The sequence below is a fragment of the Tahibacter amnicola genome (assembly GCF_025398735.1).
GTDB classification, from domain to species: Bacteria; Pseudomonadota; Gammaproteobacteria; order Xanthomonadales; family Rhodanobacteraceae; genus Tahibacter; species Tahibacter amnicola.
Window position 1 is genome coordinate 6,075,247 of record NZ_CP104694.1, and the last position, 19,133, is coordinate 6,094,379.

Here is a 19,133-nt window from a genome sequence, read left to right on the forward strand (position 1 = left end):
GAAATTATTCCTCGGCCTTCGCACTATCCTGCGACGTCCTCATGCTGAACTTGCACTGGCCGGTGCAATTCGACGTACCCGGAGTCGACGTGTCGGCAAAGACGATATTGACGTAGTAGCGCTCGCCCCTCGTCAGAATGCAGCGCGAGGTGTATGCCGAATTCACTGCGATACCGAGCACATCACCCTGCGGCGACATGTTCAAGGCGCAATTGGCCCCGACGGTACCTGCAACGACGTTGTTATTGAACGCACCCGGACATTTCGAGATGGCGACGGCGATCGGCGTCGCGCCCGATCCGACGGCCGGCTGCCAGCTCGTGTCGTACGTCATGAACGAATAGCGGAAGGTGTTGGTCACCGTCTGCGGCACCGTGAATTCGATCGCGTAGTACTGATTTGCACTCAGCGGCACGTTGATCTGGACGCCGTTGGTCAGCTGCGGGAACGCATTCGGTGTGTTGTTGTTGGCGTTCCAGCCGAAAACCTGATCCCAGACGCGCGTGTCGGCGTTGGCGTGCGACTGGTTGGTCGCGCCAAAATGCCAGATCGTCGCGGTACCGACGCGGGTTCCGGCGGGCGCCGGGCAGTTTTCCGTCGGCGTGGTGGAAACGGTGGTCGTCGCCGTTGCCGACGACACCGGGCTGTTGGAGGCGGTCGCCTTGTAGCACCTGACGCCAAAGACGTGCGAGCCGGCAACCGAGGCAGTCACCGAGCGGGTCACCGTGGTGGTGCAGGTCGCGCCCGAGCACAGCTGCGTGGACTGGCTGACCGGCCACCAGTTGGTCACCGAGCCCGGCAGGGTGGAGCCCTCTGTCGTGCAGTAGTCCGGGTTGCCGGACGGCGTGAAGCTCACGTTGAACGCCGTGCCTACCTGGGCGGTACCCGGGGCAGAGACTGCGCTGACGGAAATGGTGTCGGGCGCTGCAGTGGGACAACCCGCACCCGAAAAGGGATTAGCTTCGTTGCTGACAACCCGGATGCGACCGGCGTTGGAGCCGTCGGTAGAAAGGCTGACCGCGGGATCGACGTTACTCGTGAACGTGCAGACCTTGCTGCCGTTAGCGTAGACGAGATCAACCTTGGTTTCGGCGGCGGTCAGGACCCCGACGGGGGCAAGAAGGAGCGCCGCAACTGCAAGATAGCGGGGTAGCATAAACATAAAGACCCGACATAGGGAAGGCGGGCCGATTTTACCCCCAGAAACCATTGAAGTTGCTAGGAGTTAGTTAAAAAAGAGGGGGGCTTTCGCCCCCTCTTCGATTTCCCTACTCCAGATCGGAGATTAGGAGCAAGCGCCCGGCGTGTTGCCGTCGTTGAGGACGCAGGTGCGCGTCGCACGGTGACGGTACAGAGCGGCATAGTTGGACAGAATGCCGGTGGCGCCGTTGTTGGCGTTGATGTAGTTCACAGCCAGGAAGCCGGTGACCGGCAGACCGAGGAAGGTGTTGCCTTCGACGGCCGGCGCGATCGGGTTCGACTCACGCAGCATGTGACGTTCGATCGTGGAGCCCGTTTCCGGATCCAGGTCGATGTTCAGCCAGCCCGACTCGAAGCCCGAGGAACGCGGGTCGATGTTGGCGGTCAGCGATGAGCCGAGGATCTTCGACTTGTTGCCGTTGGCGGTGAAATCGGCCGAGCGCTGGAAGCTCAGGACCTGCGATTCGAAGCACAGGTTGGTGCCCGGGACTTCATCCGGCGGCGAGAATTCGTCGACGGACTGGACAGTCTGCTCTTCGCGGTTGAAGTACGACACGCCGATGGCGACGCACGAACGGCCCGGAGCGCGGAAGTTCTCGACGAACGGACGGATGGCCGCAGCGGTCGGCGCACCGGTGTTCACGTAGAAACGCTTGGTCGGGAAGGTGATGACCCATTCCGACTCGGCGCCAGCAGCGGCTTCGAGCACGTATTCGTTGTGGATCGCCGAAGCCGTGAAGATCGAGGAAACGGCGTCGATCGGGGCAACGAAGTCCGAGACGATCAGCTGGCCGGTACCGGCAGCGGTCGACACGAAGTTGTACGAACGGGCAACACCGGCAACGGCTTCAACCGAGCGGGCGCTGGCCAGGTTCGGGGTCACGTCGGTCGGCTGCGAGTAGATGTGCTGCAGCGGGTCGGTCGTGGTGTAGAAGCCGTCGATCGCGTCGGCGTTGTAGCCAGCAATCGTACCGATCGCCGGATTGACGATCGAGCCCGAACCGAACAGGCCACCCGTCGGGGAGCGCAGTTCGTCGAGGTTGGCGTTGACCAGCGACGACAGGCCCGCGCCGCAGCCCGGCGGAACGCCGTCTTCGTGGGTGATCGCGGTGGCGATGGCGCCCGGAGCGAGCGTCGCCATTTCGATCAGTTCGGCGTGACCTTCACGCGTACGCGTGATGGCGTCCGGACCCGGGTCCGGCAGGTAGGCCGAAGCCTTGAAACGGGCGTACTTGCGGCCGTCCGGCAGGGTGCCGAGGGAGCTGGAGGTGCCACCCTTGATCTGCGGGATCGTGCAGGACTCGTCGTCGGTCAGCAGGTTGCCGCCTTCGGCGTCGCCCAGCGTGAAGATCGAGGCCGTCCACACGTCGTACTGCGAGAGGAACAGGTTGAAGTCGAGGACTTCAGCGCTGTTGTAGCCTTCAAGGAAACGGACCTTGACGGCCTTCGGCACGGCGGTGGTGTTGACCACGGAGATCAGCGTGGTGTTGCCGGCGTTGACGGTGTAGTACGGGTAGATGAGGACCTGGCCCAGACCGTCCGCATTCAGTTCGACGGCGTTCGCGACGCTGGCAATACCGGCAAGGCCGGCGATACCGGCGACGACCGCGGTCGTCAGGTTGTTTCTTTTCATCACAACACTCCTAAGTGAACCACAGGGCTTTTGCTTACGGCTAACGCGGTTTCATTAGCGGTTTTGGCCCGCCTTTCAAGAACCGAGTCAGGCAACAGCGCACGCATGCTATGACAAAGGCCAAACCAACGCAATCCCTTGCCAAACGCCGCGAACACCAATGCTTATCACTGTTTACGTGAATTATCTATGGCAGTGGAGCCCAATTTTTCAGGCAGGTGGAGCCACTCGCCGTCAATTTTCATCCACTTCTCGTGCATCACGGAAAAGCCCGGCGTATTGCCGGCGCCGTGCACGGGAATGGTGAATTCCATCGTCACGGAAACGTCACAGACGTCCTCGGTCTCGCACTTCTTCTCCAGGACGCTCGCCTTCTTCCACTGCACCGGCCGGGTGTTCATCTCCATCGAGTACTGCTCGCGGGTCTTGGTCTGGCGGAAACCGGGGGTCAGGTACTCGTAGGCGTCAATCGCCTGGCGACTGATCAGCAGGTCCCAGCGCTTGACCACGCGCTCTTCCAGCGATTTGGGCATGGCCGGCTTTTTCGGGCCACTGGCAACGCACCCCCCAGTGACACCACGGAAGCGGCCGCGAGGACGGCAAAGACAGTACGACGCATGGATTTCTCCTTTTATTTCTTTTTGCCGCCGAACGCGCTTTCGAGCGTGTCGCCGCCGGCATTCTTGATCGGCGCCAGGGACTGCAGGCGACGCTGGTATTCGTCAGTGATATCGCGCGCTTCCGAGGCACTGCTGACGACCCGGGGCGTGATCATGATGATCAGCTCGGTACGGTCGCGGCGCTTGTTCGTGGTGCCGAAAAGATTGCCGATCAGGGGGATCTTGCTCAGGCCCGGCACACCGTTCTTGCCGGCGATCTCGCTTTCACCGATCAGGCCGCCCAGGAGCACGGTCTGGCCGCTCTGCACGGCGATTTCCGTCTCGATCTCACGCTTGGCCACGGTGTAGTTACCGGTGGTGTCCTGCTCGCCCTTGGCGCTGACTTCCTGGCTGACTTCCATATAGACCAGGCCACCCGGATTGACGCGCGGCGTCACGGTGAGGATCACGCCGACGTCGCGGAACTGGACGGCGCCATAGCTGGTGGTGCTGACGGAGTTCCCGCTGGAGTTGAGCGTCGAGCCGAAGCCGGAATTGAGGTAGTTCTGCACCACCGGAATCTGATCGCCGACGTTGATCCGGGCTTCCTTGTTGTTGAGGACAACCAGCGAAGGCGCCGACAGGGTCTTGGTGTTCGAATCGGACTGCAGCGCGTTGATGGCGACTTCGATCTCATTATTAATGAATGAGTAGAAGACGTTCGAGCTGCCTGCCGTCGGGATGGCATTGGCGCCGAACAGGCCTCGTTGCTGGTTGCCCGGCTGCGAGTGCGTATAGCGGCTTTCGCCGGTGCCGCTGGTGCCGATCAGGCCTTCCAGGTACCAGCGCACGCCGTACTGCAGGTTCCCGACCAGCTTCACTTCGAGGATCTTGGTTTCGATCTGCACCTGCAGCGGTTCGACATCCAGTCGCTTGATCGCGCTCTGGATGATGCCCCACTGGCTCTGGTTCGCCATCACCAGGATCTGGTTGTTTTCCTCGACAGCCGTGATGCGGACTTCGGATTCATCATCGCCGATGGTGAACGAGGCCGCAGCCTGGGCCGGCGCGTTGGCGCTGGCGGCCTGCTTCTCGCGCGCCTGCTCGGCACGGCGGCTGTTGTCGTTCATGCCGCGCACTTCGACCGCCTGCAGACCCGGCGCCACCGAGCCGCTGCGGCTGGTCTTGCGCGAGGAACCGCCACTGCTCTGGCCGGTGAACACCTCATTGAGGCGATCGGCAAGATCGACGGATTTCACGTTCTTCACGTCATAGACGTACAGCTGCGTGCCGCTTTCACTGCCACCCTGATCCAGGCGACGCAGCCATTCCTCGGCCTGCGCCAGGTAATCCGGATTGGGCGTGATCACGATAACCGAGTTGGTGCGCTCGATCGGCACGAAACGGAACATGCCGGCCATCGGCGATTCACCGGTGGCGCCAAAGAGCTTGTCCAGCTCCGGCATGATTTTCGCCACTTCAACATTGACAATCGTATACACGCCGATGGACATGCCCTTGAGCCAGTCCACGTCGAAGATGTCGATGGTGCGCTGGTAGTTTTCCAGTTCGGTCGCCGTGCCGGCCAGCACCAGCATGCTGCGCGAGGTGTCGACCGAGACGAAGGCGTCGCTCTTGGCGTACGGCTTGAGGAGCTTCTCCATCTCCTTCGGCGACACGAAACGCAGGGGGAATACCCGCACTTCGTAACCCTTGGCGGCAGACGGCGCGGCGATGCGCGGCGTCAGCTTGCCCGGCAGGGCGTCCTTGGTCGGCAGCACGGTGTAGCGGCCTTCGCTGAAGACCAGGGAGTTGTTCGTCCAGGACAGCAGCATTTCCAGGATCGACATCGCCTGGTCGGCCTTGATCGGCTTGGACGTCGAAAAACTCACGTTGCCCTGGACGCCCGGCGCAATCACGTAGTTGAGCTGGAGCAGGTCGCCCAGGATGGCCTTGGCCACCGCCTGGATCGGCTGGTTCTCGAAATTGAAGGTGAGCTGGCCATCTTCGGCCGGGGCGCTGCGAATCGCCGCCTTGGCGGCCTCGTCATTGATGAACTGGCCGGTGCCCTTCTCGATTTCCGGCGGCGGTGCCTTGGCCTGGTCCGAGCGGGAGCTGAGGGAGATCGGCCCCTGGTCGCCCGCAGCGCGGGATTCGGCCAGTTTGTCGACCTCGGTCTTGACCTGGGGCTGTTCCAGCAGTTCTTGTTCGACTCGCGTGTCGCGTGGCGCAGGCGTCGTCGCACAGCCGGACAGCGCAACCAGCGCCGCGGCAAGGCAAAGGGTGGTAAGGCGTAGGCGCACTGGCGTCACTCCGTGTTCTTGTCCATTTCTTGCTGCTCACGCAGCTTCTCGGCCTGCTCGCGCATTTCGCGACGGCGCTCTTCGATGCGGCGTTGCAGCTCAGCGGCCCGGTCGGGCGGCTGACTGGGTACAGTGGTCGTATTGGTGGCGGCGGTCCCCGCGGGCGGGGCGCCCGGCGGCGGCGGCGCGCTGGCACTGGCCGGCGAGGGCGCCTTGGCGCTGGGTGGTACTGTGAGTCCGGGAGCGACCTCAAGTTCCACTTCGGAGGTCTTGTTGTCGGCACTCTTGAACACGGCGGCGCGCGGACGGATCTCGGCCAGCGTCCAGCCCTGCTGCTCGCCCGGCAAAGGCATGCCGATCTTGAGCGACAGCGCTTCGTTCTTGGCGTTGTCGCGCACCATGGCCAGTTGCACGTCGGGAGTGAGAATCACACCGGTGAGGGTGATGTTGAGCGGGTTGATCTCGACCGGCGGCTTGACCTCGTCCTCGACGAGCGGCGTCGGCTTGCGGTCTTCGTTGAAGATCGGCCGCTGCTTGACCTGGTCAAACTGCAGCTCCGGCGGCAGGGTGAAGGTCTCGGCGTTGATCCGGCCCACACCCGTCAGGGGGGCGACCTCGCCTTCCGGCGCCCAGCTGTAGCCACGTCCGGCCCCCATCCAGGCCAGCACGCCAGCCAGGGAGAGCACGCCGCAACTGCCCGCCAGGACCATCGTCATCATTTGTGCGGTACGCGCGTTCATGCCTTGTCAGCCCCTCGCTTGCGCAGATATCCCGACAGGTTGAAGCGGATATCCAGGGCGCTCTGCTGCGGTTGCTTCTGGCCCGGCGGCACATAGCCGTAGTTCTGCTTGTAGACCATCAGCTGGTCGACGAAGAGGTAGGGTTTGCCCGATTCCAGCTGGTAGACGATGGCCGAGAACGGCTCGAGGTCGCAGCGCATGCGCACCTGGATCGTCACCCGCTCATAGAGCTCGGGCTTGCCGCCGGTCAGGGTCTGGTTAGTCAGCACCTGGCAACGGTTCTGGTCGCCGCCCCGGTCATTGACGGCCTGTTTCAGGCGCTGGATGAGGTCGGCCGCCGCCGCGTTGGCGTCGGTCTGGTTGAGGAAGGCCTGGCTGCTCTGCTCGAACTCGCGCACTTCGCCGAGCCGTTTTTCGATTTCCGCACGCTGGGCGCTGGTTTCGCGGAACCGCTGCTGTTGCTCGCGCAGGTCGGCCATCTGGCCGCGCAGGGCCAGGTGCGGCGACACGAACCACCAGTGCACGCCCAGCAGGTAGACCAGCAGGGCGACGATCAAGGTGAGGACGACGGCGAGCAGGCGGCCGTTGTTCTTATCCGGCAGCAGACGCATTCATGCCCTCCTGTTTGGCCTCGTCCGGCGCCTTCGTATCCTTGCCACCGGTGTCGCCGCCGGCCGGCTTTTCCGCATCCGGCTTGGAGACGGCGTCCTTGGGCGCCTCTTTGCGCTTGAGCTGGGCCACCAGGTTGAAGCGGTCCTTCTTCAGGCGCGGGTCGGGCTGGATCACGCCCTGGAACGCGGGCTCTGCCAGCACGTTCGATTTCTGCAGCTCGGCGATCAGGCTTTCGACGTTTTCGCCCAGGCCCTGCAGCTCGACGCGTCCGTCTTCGGTGATATTCAGGCGCTCCAGGTAGGTGTTGTCCGGGAGGCGCTTGGTGAGATCGTCCAGCAGCTCGATGGTAGGGACGACGGAAGCCTTCTTCTGGGCCAGGAAGTTGGCCGAATCGATGGTTTCCTCCAGCGTCTTCCTCAGGGCGGCGACCTGCTTGGCATCGTTCTGGGCCTTGGCCACCTCTTCGGTCATCGCATTGACCGCGTCTTCGCGGTTGCTGACCGTACGCGCCATCACCGCCAAGGCCATGATCACCGCAACGCTGGCCAGGCCCAGGTTGAGCAGCAGGCGGGTATTACGACGACGCGCGCGGCGCTCATTCGGCAACAGGTTTACCCCGAGGCGCCGGCCGTCGTCGGCGTCCTGCCAGCAATCCACGCCGTCCAGGGCGATGCCCAGCTGGGTCACCGGCGCGAGATCCTGGTCGAACTGGGAGCGCGGCATGACCAGGAGGTCGACGTGGAGTTGCCGCCCGGCGGCATCACGCCCGAGTTCGCGGAAGTCGAAATAGACCTGGTCGGCCTTGAACGGCGTCTGGCGGTCCATTTCAAAGCTGAGCACCTGGCGCAGATTGCCCTCGGTCGCGGCCGGCAGGCTCATCGACCGGCGCAGCACCCGCTTGGGGGAGACGCAGTAAAACTGGCGCAGCTGAGGTTCGTCGATCGTCTGGCGCAGCCGGGCGAATTCGGCGCGCTGCGTTTCCGGTTCGGACTGCAGGGAAATGGTTCCGAGGTCAGCGACGCCGGTCGCCGTCTCGCGGCGGACGATCAGCTGGTCGCCATCGGTGTGCAGCAACAGCGCCTCGCGCCCTTCGGCCAGCGCGGCGCGCCACTTTGCCGGCAACAGCGAGACGAGTTCGCCCGCCCACCACGCAAAAAAGCGCGGCAGCGGTGTTTTCGCATAGCGCGCCCGCAAGCGGACGAGCTGAGGTTCGAGCACGTCAAGAATGGCCATTACGAATTTTCGCCGTCGCGCCAGCGTAGAACCACGAAGGGCTTTCCACCGATCCCGGTTCCGCCCAGCCGGATGGTCGCGTCCAGGCGGGCACTGGCGCCGTTCGGAAGAGTGGCGCGGGACTCAATACTATACGTCAGCCCCCCACCCTCCGCCACGACAGGCGTTCCGTCGGGAAGCATCAAGCCGGTGGGTGGGCTGCCCGGCTGGGCGGCCTGCCGCTGGGTCACGATCATCTGGGCGTATTCCTCGGTCATTCCCGGCAGGGCCCGCAGGACCTCGATCGGGGCGTACCCCGGGCTGGGCTGGCTGCGGCCGGAGTACAGCGTTATGGAGTTCTCGATCTGGTGATAGATGTCGTAATCCATCCCCAGGACTTGCTGAATTTCAGACACCGTTTCAAACGGCGCGTTCCGCGGCAGGTACTTCAGATCGGCGGATTTGTACTCGGAATCTTCCGCACCCTTGGGGCTCGCCAGCTCGTCCGGATCGCGCCAGTCGACGATCGCATCCGCCAGTTCCTCGGCCCTCGCGTCCTCGATGCCGGCCGAGACGAACAAGGCCTTCAGAAGGATGTTATCGGCAACATTGATATCGATCTTGCCGCTGTCGTCGGTGATCTTGACCTCGACCTTGGTGCCGTCGAAGTCGAACTCGTAGGGGCGGCCGTCGGCCACCCAGCGCGTCATGATGTCCGGATTGCGCAGCTCGAAGGCCGCCCGGTGGATGCCTGCTTCGGCGGCGTAGCGCGCCGTCGTGGCGTCGAAGAGATGACGCGCCTGCAGCCCCTCGGTGCGCGCGATCACCGCGAAACTGCCCAGGATGATCGCAATCAGCGCGATCACCCACAGCACGATGATGAAGGCAACGCCGGTTTGGCGCGGATGCCGGATCATCGGGTTGCCTCGCCCGGCTCCGGCGCCGCAACCGGCTGGCCCTGGCCATTGCGCTGCTGGAACAGGCGGATGCCGCCACTGGTATCGAGCAGCAGCGGAATATCCATCGTCGGCCACACCAGACCGGATTCCGGAGTCATCTCCAGGTCGATGCGTACCATCACGGGCAGCATGGACGGGTTTTCCCATTCGTCAGTCCAGTCTTCCAGCTCGCCCTGGTCATCGAACTTGCGGAACTGGATAGAGCCACGACGGATGCCGTCGAGCAGGAGCACCGGCTCGACGTCCTTGGTGGAGAGTTTTTCCAGGTCGAAGCCGTTGAGCATCTGGTGCGTAAACAGCAGCTGCAGGCCCTTCCGGCCGCGCGCCAGCTCCAGGCTCTGGACATAGGGGCCGCCACGGCTGAGATGGCCGGGCATTGGCGCGACGAAGCGGATGAAATCCTTCTCGCCCTGGAAGACGAAATTGGTGCCGGTCCCGTTCTCCTGGCCGAACGCCAGCGGCAGGGCGCGACTGAGCTCGCGCCGGATGAATTCCTGGGCGACGCGCAGCCGGTTGTTGCGGTCGATGACAGCTTCGCCCGAATGCATGGCCTTGGTGGCGGCACGGATGCCGCTCATCGCGCCCGCCATCAGGATGGCGAGCAGGGTCAGCGCCAGCAGCACTTCCAGCAGGCTGAATCCCTGTGATCGGCCGGGACGGCTCATCGGGTGGGATCCTTGGTCGAACGGTTGCCCGCCTGCGTTGCGCCGCGCGAGGTCGATCCGGTGCCTGCCGGCGTCACCGCGCCACCGACGCCGCCGCCCGGGTTACCGCTCATGTCGGCCTGCGCCGAGCGCAGCGTGACGAAGTGCGCGCTGCGCGGATGGCGCATCGAACCCCACAGCACTTCCAGGTCGATCCGGTAGAGCTCAATGGCGGTGACGGACTGCAGATCCGGCGGTGAATCCGGCGCTTCGTAACGGGTGATGTCCAGCTCCCAGCGGAACTGGTCGTCGAATCGGCCGCTTTCGTGTCCCGGTTGCAGCTTTTCGCCAATACCGATGACATCGAGCTTCGACTGGGCCATCAGTGCCGCCTGGGTGTAATCGGCGGCCTGGTAGGTATTACGGATCGATCCGGACAGGATCTGCATCAGCACGCCGAATCCCAGCGCGAAAACGACAAAGGCCGCCACCAGCTCGATCAGGCTGAAGCCCCGCTGGGCGAGCGGCAGGTGAAGGCGGACATGCCGGGAAGGCGTCGGTTTCATCGGGAACGCAACTCTTCCATGCTGACCTCGCCCGTCAGCCAGCCGACGTTGACGCGCCATTCGCGTTCGCCGGAAATGACCGAAATGTGCCCGCCCGTCGAACTGCCGTCGGGATAGAAGCGGATGCGTCCCGCGCGCGCGGCGATCAGCTCGTTCTGCGCCGTGTGCAGTTTGATCTCGACCTTGTCCGGAAACTTCACCGCCTCCTTGCCGGGGGCGGTGTAGCTCATGGCTTCCAGGTCGACGTCGAGGGTTTTCTGCTCGCCCTTGACGATGGCCTGGCCGCGCGTGTGACGCAGCGCCGCCACCAGGTCACGACTGACGGCGTGGATCTTGGCGCTGCCGAGGCTGCGCGTGACCGACAGCGAAGCCACGGTCACCGCGATGGCGATCAGCACCATCACGGCGATAAGTTCGAGCAGGCTGAAGCCCGCCTGCGCGCGCGGGTGACGCGGCAGCGCCACGGTCGCGGGGCGATGGACGGGAGTCAGAGGCACGTGGCATTCCTGGCGCGAGCGGATGCGCTGCGCTTACTGCCAGTTGCCGTGGTCGGCGCTCGTGCCTTCGCCGCCCTGCTTGCCGTCCTTGCCGTAGAACACCACGTCGAAATCACCGTGCTCGCCGGGCGACTTGTAGCCGAACGCCTTGCCGAACGGATCCTTCAGGTCCGATTCCTTGCCATACGGCCCTTTCCAGCCGGACGCATTGCCGGGGCGGGTCACCAGGTCTTCGAGCTTGGCTGGCGGGCTGCCGTTGTCCATGGCATAGGACTCGACGTTCATGGCGATCTTGGCCACCTGGGCCTTGCCGGCCGCCCACTTGCCGCGCTCGACATTGCCCAGCACGTTGTTGACCACAAGGCCCGCCACGATGCCGATCAGCACGATCACGGCAAGCATTTCCAGCAAGCTGAAGCCGGCTGCCGCGCGGGGCAGCGTATGGCGTTGCGAAGTATATTTCATAACATTCTCCAATTACTGGACGGAACCTGCGAGGCTCATGATCGGCAAGATGATTGCCAGCATGATCATGGCCACCATGACTGTCATTACGATCGTGACCACCGGCACCAGCGCGGCGAGCAACCGGTCCAGCGTGTTCTTGACTTCGACGTCGAAGGTGTCGGCGGTCTTGAGCAGCATCGTGTCAAGCTCGCCCGATTCCTCGCCCACCGACACCATCTGCAGCGCCAGCTTCGGAAAGCGCTTGCTGTGGCTGAGCGAATAGCCCAGGCCATTGCCGCGCTTGACCTCTTCCGTTGCCGCGGCAACGGCTTCCGACAGCGCCGCGTTGCCCATCACATTGCGCGCGATCGTCATCGCACCCAGCAAGGGAACGCCGTTCTTGAGCAAAGTTCCGAGCGTGCGCGTCAATCGCGCGGTTTCCAGTTTGAGGATGACGTCGCCGATGATCTTTACCGAGAGCAGTCGCGTATCCAGCGACAGCCGCGTATCGGGTTGCGCGTACTGCTTGCGCAGCCACAGGAAGCCGAACACGCCGCCGACGATGATCAGCCACCAGAAGTTCTGGAAAATCGCACCGACGCCGAACACAACGCGGGTGATCAGTGGCAGTTCGATGCCCATGTCGTTGAACATCGGCACGAACTGCGGCACGACGTAGATGAGAAGGATCATCAGCGACATCAGCACCATGCCGACCAGGAAGGCCGGATAGATCATGGCGTTGATGACGTTACCGCGCAGCGCGCGCGTGCGTTCGAGGTAGTCGGCGAGGCGGCGCAGGGTTTCGTCCATGGAGCCGCCGGCTTCACCGGCACGCACCATGTTCACGTACAGGCGCGAAAACACGCCGTGTTCGGCTTCCAGCGCATCCGACAGGGGGGCACCACCGCGCACGGTGTCGCGGATGCGCTCGAGCATGCGCTTGGCTTTCTCACCCTCGGGCAGCTCGAGCACGATCTGCAGGGCGCGATCCAGCGGCTGCCCGGCGCCGAGCAGGGTGGCCATCTGCTGGGTGAACTGCACGATCTGCGCGGCGGAGAAGCTCGACTTGCGGGTCAGCGCAGCGAGCAGGCTGCCCGACTCACCGGCGTCGGCCGCCCGCGCATCGAGCGGGATGTTGCCCGCGTCCTGCAGCTTGGCGATGACTTCGTCGGTGGAGGCGGCCTCCATCTGGCCTTCGAGCGTCTCGCCGGCGGGAGTCACTGCTTTGTAGCGAAATAGGGCCATTGGCTGAGCTAAGGGAGTCCGGGTCGGAGTGGAATGGTTCACGTCTTCGCGCCACGCAGCCGCCTTCCGCACGGCAGGGACACGGGATTGCGGGAGCGGCGCGCTATCCTTCCTGCGTAACGCGCAGCACCTCTTCGATCGTGGTCACGCCCATCAGCGACTTGACCAGGCCGTCTTCGTACATCGTGCGCATACCCTCGGCGCGCGCCTGCTGTTCCAGCTCGCCCATGCCGGCGTGCTGCATGACCAGGCGGCGCAACGGATCGGACATGACCATGAATTCCATGATCGTCGTCCGCCCGTAGTAGCCGCTCGGGTTGGCCGGGCTCGGCACGGGCTTGTATAGTTTTATCGGACGATCCGTTGTGAACTTGTCCAGGTTGAACTCGCGAACCACCTCCGGCAGCGCATCATGCGGCTCGGCATGCGCCAGATCCAGGCGCCGCACCAGACGCTGCGCGAGGATGCCGTTGACCGTCGAGGTGAGGAGGTAATCTTCCACGCCCATGTCGAGCAGGCGCGTGATGCCGCCGGCGGCATTGTTCGTGTGCAGGGTGGACAGCACCAGGTGGCCCGTCAGCGCCGACTGGATCGCGATGCGGCAGGTTTCCAGGTCGCGCATTTCGCCGATCATGATGATGTCCGGGTCCTGGCGGACGATCGAGCGCAGCGCGTGACTGAAGTCCAGGCCGATCTGCGGCTTGGCCTGGATCTGGTTGATACCTTCGATCTGGTATTCGACCGGGTCTTCGACGGTGATGATCTTGACGTCCGGCGTATTGAGCTTGGCCAGCGCGGTGTAGAGCGTCGTCGTCTTGCCCGAGCCGGTCGGACCGGTCACCAGCATGATGCCGTGCGGCAGCTCCAGCACCTTCATGAACTGCGGCAGGAACTCGTCGGTAAAGCCGAGTGTGTGGAAATCAAACACCACGCTTTCGCGGTCGAGGATACGCATGACGACCGATTCGCCCCAGGACGTGGGCACGGTCGAAACGCGAAGGTCCAGCTCCTTGCCCTGCACGCGCAGCATGATGCGGCCGTCCTGGGGCAGGCGGCGCTCGGCGATGTTGAGCTTGGCCATGATCTTCACGCGCGAGATCACGGCGGCGGTGGATGCGGCCGGCGGCGATTCCACCTCGTGCAGCACGCCATCGATGCGATAGCGCACCTTCAGGCGGCTTTCAAAGGGCTCGATATGGATATCCGAGGCGCGCTGCTCGACCGCGCGCTGGACGATCAGGTTGACCAGACGGATGACCGGCGCCTCGGAGGCGAGGTCACGCAGGTGCTCGATGTCGTCTTCGCCGCGCGCGCTGTCATCGCTCAGGGTTTCGACGATGGTACCCATGGCCGAACGACCCTGGCCGTAGTAGCGCTCGATCAGGTCGTCGATTTCCGAGCGCAGGCCGACCTGGATGCTGGTGCGCCGGCCTGTCGCCAGCTCGACGGCCTGGGTGGCGAAGGTATCGGCCGGGTCCGCGACCAGCAGGCTCACCTCGGTTTCGGTCTCGCTGACCGGCACCACGTGGTACTGCTTGAGGAAGCGCACTGACAGCTGCACGCTCGGCGGCGGCGCTTCGGGGAAATCCTTGGCGGTCAGCAGCGGCAGCTTCAGCAACTCGGCCATCGACTCGGCCATGTCCCGCTCGGACACCAGGCCCAGCCGGGTCAGCAGGTTGACCAGGCTGTCGCTGTCCGATTCCTCGTGAACGCGCCGGGCGCGGGCGAGATCGGCGTCCTTCAGACGCCCTTTGCGCACCAGGAAGGTACAGATGCGCTCGTCCAGGCTGTCTTCGGCGGCGGCAGGGCTGGCCGCGACGGCCGGCGTTTCAAGGGCGGACATGACTTCTTTCCTATGGGGCTGCGCTTCGACCGGCATTGTCGCCCGGGGGTTCCCCAAAACGTCGACCCGTCAATGCTTCGATGAAAGGGCGGTTCAAACCGAGCCAGAGCGCGGCCGGAACCACCGTCGGCAGGATCAGATAGCCGAACTGGTAACAAAGGGCAACCAGCTCGACGCTTATCCCGGCCGCCTGGGCCGCTGCGGTCGCCTGCGGGCCGGAGCCCATCACAATTGTCTTGAGCGCATCGGCGACCAGTCCGAACGCCTGCGCCAGCCAGATCACCAGGCAACCGATGACCACATGGCCCCAGCGACGCTCCTCATCCTGTGGCGTGGCCAGGCACAACCCCAGGTACAGGGGCAGCGAGTATCCGTAGATCAGCGGATAGACCGAAGGTTCCATGAAGCCGGACATCGACCGGCCGTCGGGCCCCGGCTGGGTGACGAGGATGCTGGTGAGGACATCCATGGTCGGCTTGCCGGCTACGTCCAACCCGCGGCTGACCGAGGTGATCACCTCCGGCCAGCCCCAGGTCAGCACCTTGCCCGCCAGGAATACGGGCAGCATGACAAACAGGTTCGACGCCCACCACCAGATGAAGAAACACAGCGGCAGCCAGGCGAGCGCCGCCAGCATGAACTTCTTGAGCGGGCTGAGCGTCATCCCACCCATACGCGCGCGTTACGGAACATGCGCATCCAGGGGGAATCTTCGGTCCAGCTTTCCGGGCGCCAGCTCATCTGGGCAGCACGGAACACGCGCTCGGGGTGCGGCATCATGATCGTCACGCGGCCGTCCGCCGCGGTGATACCGGTGATGCCGGCGACCGAACCGTTGGAGTTGAGCGGGAAGGTCTCGGTCGCCCTGCCCCGGTTGTCGACAAAACGCAGGCAGGTTTGCACGCGCTTGTGGTCGCCGGCCTGGGCGAACTCCGCATGGCCTTCGCCGTGGGCGACCACCACCGGAATGCGCGAACCGGCCATGTCGCGGAAGAAGACCGACGGGGACTCCTGCACTTCGAGCGTCACGAAGCGGGCCTCGTACTGCTCGGAGGCATTGCGCCGGAAGCGCGGCCAGGCCTCGGCGCCAGGGATGATGTCCTTCAACGTCGAGAGCATCTGGCATCCATTGCAGACCCCCAGGGCGAAGTTGCCCGGATTGGCGAAGAACGCAGCAAACTGGTCGCGCAATACATTATTGAAAAGTATCGACGTTGCCCAGCCGCGCCCTGCCCCCAGCACGTCGCCATAGGAGAACCCGCCGCAGGCCGCAAGGCCCACGAAATCGGCCAGGTGGCGACGGCCGTTCTGCAGATCCGACATATGCACGTCGACCGCATCGAAGCCGGCGCGCGTAAACGCGGCCGCCATCTCGATCTGGCCGTTGACGCCCTGGTCGCGCAGCACCGCCACGCGCGGGCGGATGCCCTTGGCGATATACGGGGCAGCAATGTCTTCGGACGGATTGAACACGAGCTTGGGCGAGATGCCCGGATCCTCCGGGTCACAGCGCCAGTTGAGCTCGCTGTCGGCGCACTGCGGATTGTCGCGCAGGCGCTGCATCGCATGGCTGGTTTCCGACCAGGCATGCATCAGCTCCGACCATTCCCAACGGCCCAGGCTGTCGTCACCCAGGCGCAGGCTGATCTGCAGTTTCTCTTTCGGGCGCGCGACCATGTGCGCAAGGCCGGCAAGGCCATGCTTCTCCAGCAGTGCCTTGAACGCGGGCACGTCGTCGCGGCGCACCTGTACCACCGCGCCAAGCTCTTCGCAGAAGAGCGCACGCAGGGTGTGCTCGGCCCAGCCGTCCAGGCCGATCGACAACCCGCAATGGCCGGCAAAGGCCATTTCGAACAGAGTCACCAGCACGCCGCCGTCCGAGCGGTCGTGATAGGCCAGCAGCAGTCCTGCGGCATTGGCTTCCTGGATGCACTGGAAGAAGGCCTTGAACTGGGCCGGGTCGTCCAGGTCCGGCGGCACGCCGCCGGTGCGGTTGAAGGCCTGCATCAGGGCCGATCCGCCCAGGCGGTTACGACCGGCGCCCAGGTCGATCAGCCACAGTTCCGTTTCGCCCTTGTCCAGGCGCAGCTGCGGCGTCAGTGCACGGCGCACGTCGCCCACGCGGGCAAAAGCGGTAACGATCAGGGATACCGGCGCAACGGTCTTCTGCTCGCGCTGTCCGTCGTTCCACACCGTTTGCATGGACAGGGAGTCCTTGCCGACCGGGATGGAGATATCCAGGGCCGGACACAGCTCCATGCCGACGGCGCGCACGGCATCGAACAGGGCGGCATCCTCGTGCGGATGGTTGACGGCCGCCATCCAGTTGGCGGACAGGCGCACCTCGCCGAGGCTGGCCACGGGTGCGGCTGCTAGGTTGGTCAGGGCCTCGCCTACCGCCATGCGCGCGGCGTCGGCGCTGGAGAGCACCGCCACCGGCGTGCGCTCACCCATGGACATCGCTTCGCCGGCGTAACCGTCGAAATCGGCCAGGGTCACGGCGCAGTCGGCCACGGGAACCTGCCAGGGACCGACCATCTGGTCGCGCGAACACAGGCCGCCAACGCTGCGGTCGCCGATGGTCACCAGGAACGACTTCGAGCCGACGGCCGGGAACCGCAGCACGCGCTGTACGGCGTCGGCGATGGTCAGGCCGGAACAATCGGAGACCAGGTCAACGCGTGGCACCTTGCGCTTGGCATTGCGGTGCATGCGCGGCGCCTTGCCGAACAGCACGTCCATCGGCAGATCGATGACGGTGAGGTCGCGGCGCGAGTCGCGAACGGTCAGGCGTTCTTCCGCCGTTGCCTCGCCCACGACGGCGTAGGGACAGCGTTCCCGCGCGCAGATCGATTCGAATTCGGCCAGCCGCCCGCGCGGCAGGCCGAGCACGTAGCGCTCCTGCGATTCGTTGCACCACAGCTGCATCGGCGTGAGCTGCGGGTCATCGCAGGGGATCGCGGCCATGTCGATCTGGCCACCGACGTGTGAGTCGTGCAGCAGTTCGGGAATGGCATTGGACAGGCCACCCGCACCCACGTCATGCACGCTGACAATCGGATTGCCCTCGCCCAGCGCCCAGCACGCATCGATAACTTCCTGGCAGCGGCGCTCCATCTCCGGGTTGTCGCGCTGCACGGAGGCGAAATCCAGCTCTTCCGAACTCGTGCCCGAAGCCACCGATGAAGCCGCGCCGCCGCCCAGGCCGATCAGCATGGCCGGGCCACCCAGAACGATCACGGCGTCGCCCGGCGAAAGGTTCCGCTTCTGCACGTGGCCACGGCGCAGGTTGGCCAGGCCACCGGCGATCATGATCGGCTTGTCGTAGCCGCGCCGCACGCCCGGCACGCCCGTTTCCTGCTCAAAGCAGCGGAAATACCCGCCGAGCGCGGGACGACCGAATTCATTGTTGAAGGACGCGGCACCAATCGGGCCGTCGCGCATGATTTCGAAGGCCGAGGCCATGCGCGGTGGCAGGGCGCGGTCGTTCTCCCACGGCCGCTGCAGGTCGGGGATACGCAGGTGCGACACCGAGAAGCCGGTCAGGCCGGCCTTTGGCTTGCCACCGCGGCCAGTCGCACCTTCATCGCGGATCTCGCCACCCGAACCGGTCGATGCGCCTGGGAACGGCGCAATCGCCGTCGGGTGGTTATGGGTTTCCACCTTGATCGCATAGTCGATCAGTTCGGCATGCGGCCGGTAGACGCCGTCGGCGTCGGCGAAGAAACGCTGCCCTTCGCTGCCGGCGATCACGGCAGCGTTATCGGAATAGGCCGACAGGGTGTGCGCAGGAGAAGTCTGGTGGGTGTGCTTGATCATCGCGAACAGGGACTTTTCCTGGTCCTGGCCGTCGATGGTCCAGCTGGCGTTGAACACCTTGTGCCGGCAATGCTCGGAGTTGGCCTGCGCGAACATCATGAGTTCGGCATCGGACGGATCGCGCTGCAATTCCCCGTAGCGCGCCGCGAGGTATTCGATCTCGTCCGCGGCCAAGGCCAGTCCGAGGCGCTGGTTGGCTTCGTTAAGCGCGGCGATGCCGTCGCTGCCCAGGGCCACGTGCGCCAGCGGACCGGGATTTCCGGCCAGGAACAGCCCGTTGGCATCGGCCAGGTCCGTCAGGACCGAGTGCACCATCGGGTCATGCAGCACGCGGACCAGCGCCTTCCACTCGGCGGTGCCCTTGGCCGGAATGCCGTCGATCTGGAACGCCTGGCCGCGCTCCACGCGCGTCACGGGGAAACCGCAGCCGCGCAGGATATCGGTGGCCTTGGTCGACCACGGCGAGATCGTTCCCACGCGCGGCACCACCCACAGAGTGGCTGCGCCGGCGGGCCCGGGCCGGGCCTCGAGCACGTCGCCGATACGCTGGCGCACCTCGTCGGTCAAGCCATCGGGCGCATCGAGGAAGTAGACAAAGCGGGCGCTGACAAGGCGCGTCGCACGGACGATCTCGGCCAGTTGACGATTGAGGCGGTCGAGACGGAAGGCGGACAGGGCAGGTTGCCCGTCAAGGACGATCATGGATTGCCGTTCCGGAGAGGGGTTCTCAGAAGGGCGCGCATGATAACCGCTGGGGTCGGGCGCTCGCCATCTTTGGGACTGAACCGGACTCGCCCGCCGGGACGTTGTT

At 64.6% G+C, this 19,133-nt stretch carries 16 protein-coding genes; all 16 read right to left on the reverse strand.

Annotated features, from left to right (window positions below; translation table 11 throughout):
* Positions 1-4: 4 nt before the first annotated feature.
* The 16 genes from N4264_RS24080 to purL all read right to left on the reverse strand — a co-directional run bounded on the left by N4264_RS24080 (position 5) and on the right by purL (position 19,024).
* Complete coding sequence (locus tag N4264_RS24080; RefSeq protein WP_261694748.1) at positions 5-1,162, reverse strand: hypothetical protein; 1,158 nt, start codon at positions 1,160-1,162, stop codon at positions 5-7.
* A gap of 123 nt (positions 1,163-1,285) precedes the next feature.
* Positions 1,286-2,833, reverse strand: coding sequence for a hypothetical protein (locus N4264_RS24085; protein ID WP_261694749.1), 1,548 nt, complete (start codon positions 2,831-2,833; stop codon positions 1,286-1,288).
* Between the two features lie 167 nt (positions 2,834-3,000).
* On the reverse strand, positions 3,001-3,366 hold the full coding sequence (locus N4264_RS24090; protein ID WP_261694750.1) for a hypothetical protein: 366 nt from the start codon (positions 3,364-3,366) through the stop codon (positions 3,001-3,003).
* Between the two features lie 98 nt (positions 3,367-3,464).
* Positions 3,465-5,735 carry a type II secretion system secretin GspD gene (gene gspD, locus N4264_RS24095; protein WP_261694751.1) on the reverse strand — a complete coding sequence of 757 codons (2,271 nt, stop codon included), beginning with the start codon at positions 5,733-5,735 and terminating at the stop codon, positions 3,465-3,467.
* 5 nt (positions 5,736-5,740) lie between these two features.
* Positions 5,741-6,475 carry a type II secretion system protein, XpsN-like gene (locus N4264_RS24100; RefSeq protein WP_261694752.1) on the reverse strand — a complete coding sequence of 245 codons (735 nt, stop codon included), beginning with the start codon at positions 6,473-6,475 and terminating at the stop codon, positions 5,741-5,743.
* Positions 6,472-7,086: a type II secretion system protein GspM gene (gspM, locus tag N4264_RS24105; protein ID WP_261694753.1), complete on the reverse strand. Its 615-nt coding sequence runs from the start codon at positions 7,084-7,086 to the stop codon at positions 6,472-6,474. Before gspM ends, N4264_RS24100 begins: the two co-directional genes overlap by 4 nt.
* On the reverse strand, positions 7,067-8,320 hold the full coding sequence (locus N4264_RS24110) for a PilN domain-containing protein (protein ID WP_261694754.1): 1,254 nt from the start codon (positions 8,318-8,320) through the stop codon (positions 7,067-7,069). Before N4264_RS24110 ends, gspM begins: the two co-directional genes overlap by 20 nt.
* Complete coding sequence (locus tag N4264_RS24115; protein ID WP_261694755.1) at positions 8,320-9,216, reverse strand: type II secretion system minor pseudopilin; 897 nt, start codon at positions 9,214-9,216, stop codon at positions 8,320-8,322. Before N4264_RS24115 ends, N4264_RS24110 begins: the two co-directional genes overlap by 1 nt.
* Positions 9,213-9,923 (reverse strand): type II secretion system protein GspJ, encoded by a 711-nt coding sequence (locus N4264_RS24120; protein WP_261694756.1) that lies wholly within the window; start codon positions 9,921-9,923, stop codon positions 9,213-9,215. Before N4264_RS24120 ends, N4264_RS24115 begins: the two co-directional genes overlap by 4 nt.
* On the reverse strand, positions 9,920-10,468 hold the full coding sequence (locus N4264_RS24125; RefSeq protein WP_261694757.1) for a type IV pilus modification PilV family protein: 549 nt from the start codon (positions 10,466-10,468) through the stop codon (positions 9,920-9,922). The genes N4264_RS24120 and N4264_RS24125 overlap by 4 nt, the downstream gene beginning before the upstream one ends.
* Positions 10,465-10,965, reverse strand: coding sequence for a GspH/FimT family pseudopilin (locus N4264_RS24130; protein ID WP_261694758.1), 501 nt, complete (start codon positions 10,963-10,965; stop codon positions 10,465-10,467). Before N4264_RS24130 ends, N4264_RS24125 begins: the two co-directional genes overlap by 4 nt.
* A gap of 33 nt (positions 10,966-10,998) precedes the next feature.
* On the reverse strand, positions 10,999-11,430 hold the full coding sequence (gene gspG, locus N4264_RS24135) for a type II secretion system major pseudopilin GspG (protein ID WP_261694759.1): 432 nt from the start codon (positions 11,428-11,430) through the stop codon (positions 10,999-11,001).
* Between the two features lie 12 nt (positions 11,431-11,442).
* Positions 11,443-12,660 carry a type II secretion system F family protein gene (locus N4264_RS24140; RefSeq protein WP_261694760.1) on the reverse strand — a complete coding sequence of 406 codons (1,218 nt, stop codon included), beginning with the start codon at positions 12,658-12,660 and terminating at the stop codon, positions 11,443-11,445.
* Between the two features lie 103 nt (positions 12,661-12,763).
* Positions 12,764-14,503 (reverse strand): type II secretion system ATPase GspE, encoded by a 1,740-nt coding sequence (gene gspE / locus N4264_RS24145; protein WP_261694761.1) that lies wholly within the window; start codon positions 14,501-14,503, stop codon positions 12,764-12,766.
* A 10-nt stretch (positions 14,504-14,513) separates the two neighbouring features.
* Positions 14,514-15,167, reverse strand: a complete 654-nt coding sequence (locus tag N4264_RS24150; protein WP_261694762.1) for an exosortase H-associated membrane protein — start codon at positions 15,165-15,167, stop codon at positions 14,514-14,516.
* Positions 15,164-19,024, reverse strand: a complete 3,861-nt coding sequence (gene purL / locus N4264_RS24155; protein ID WP_261694763.1) for a phosphoribosylformylglycinamidine synthase — start codon at positions 19,022-19,024, stop codon at positions 15,164-15,166. Before purL ends, N4264_RS24150 begins: the two co-directional genes overlap by 4 nt.
* Positions 19,025-19,133 lie beyond the last annotated feature (109 nt).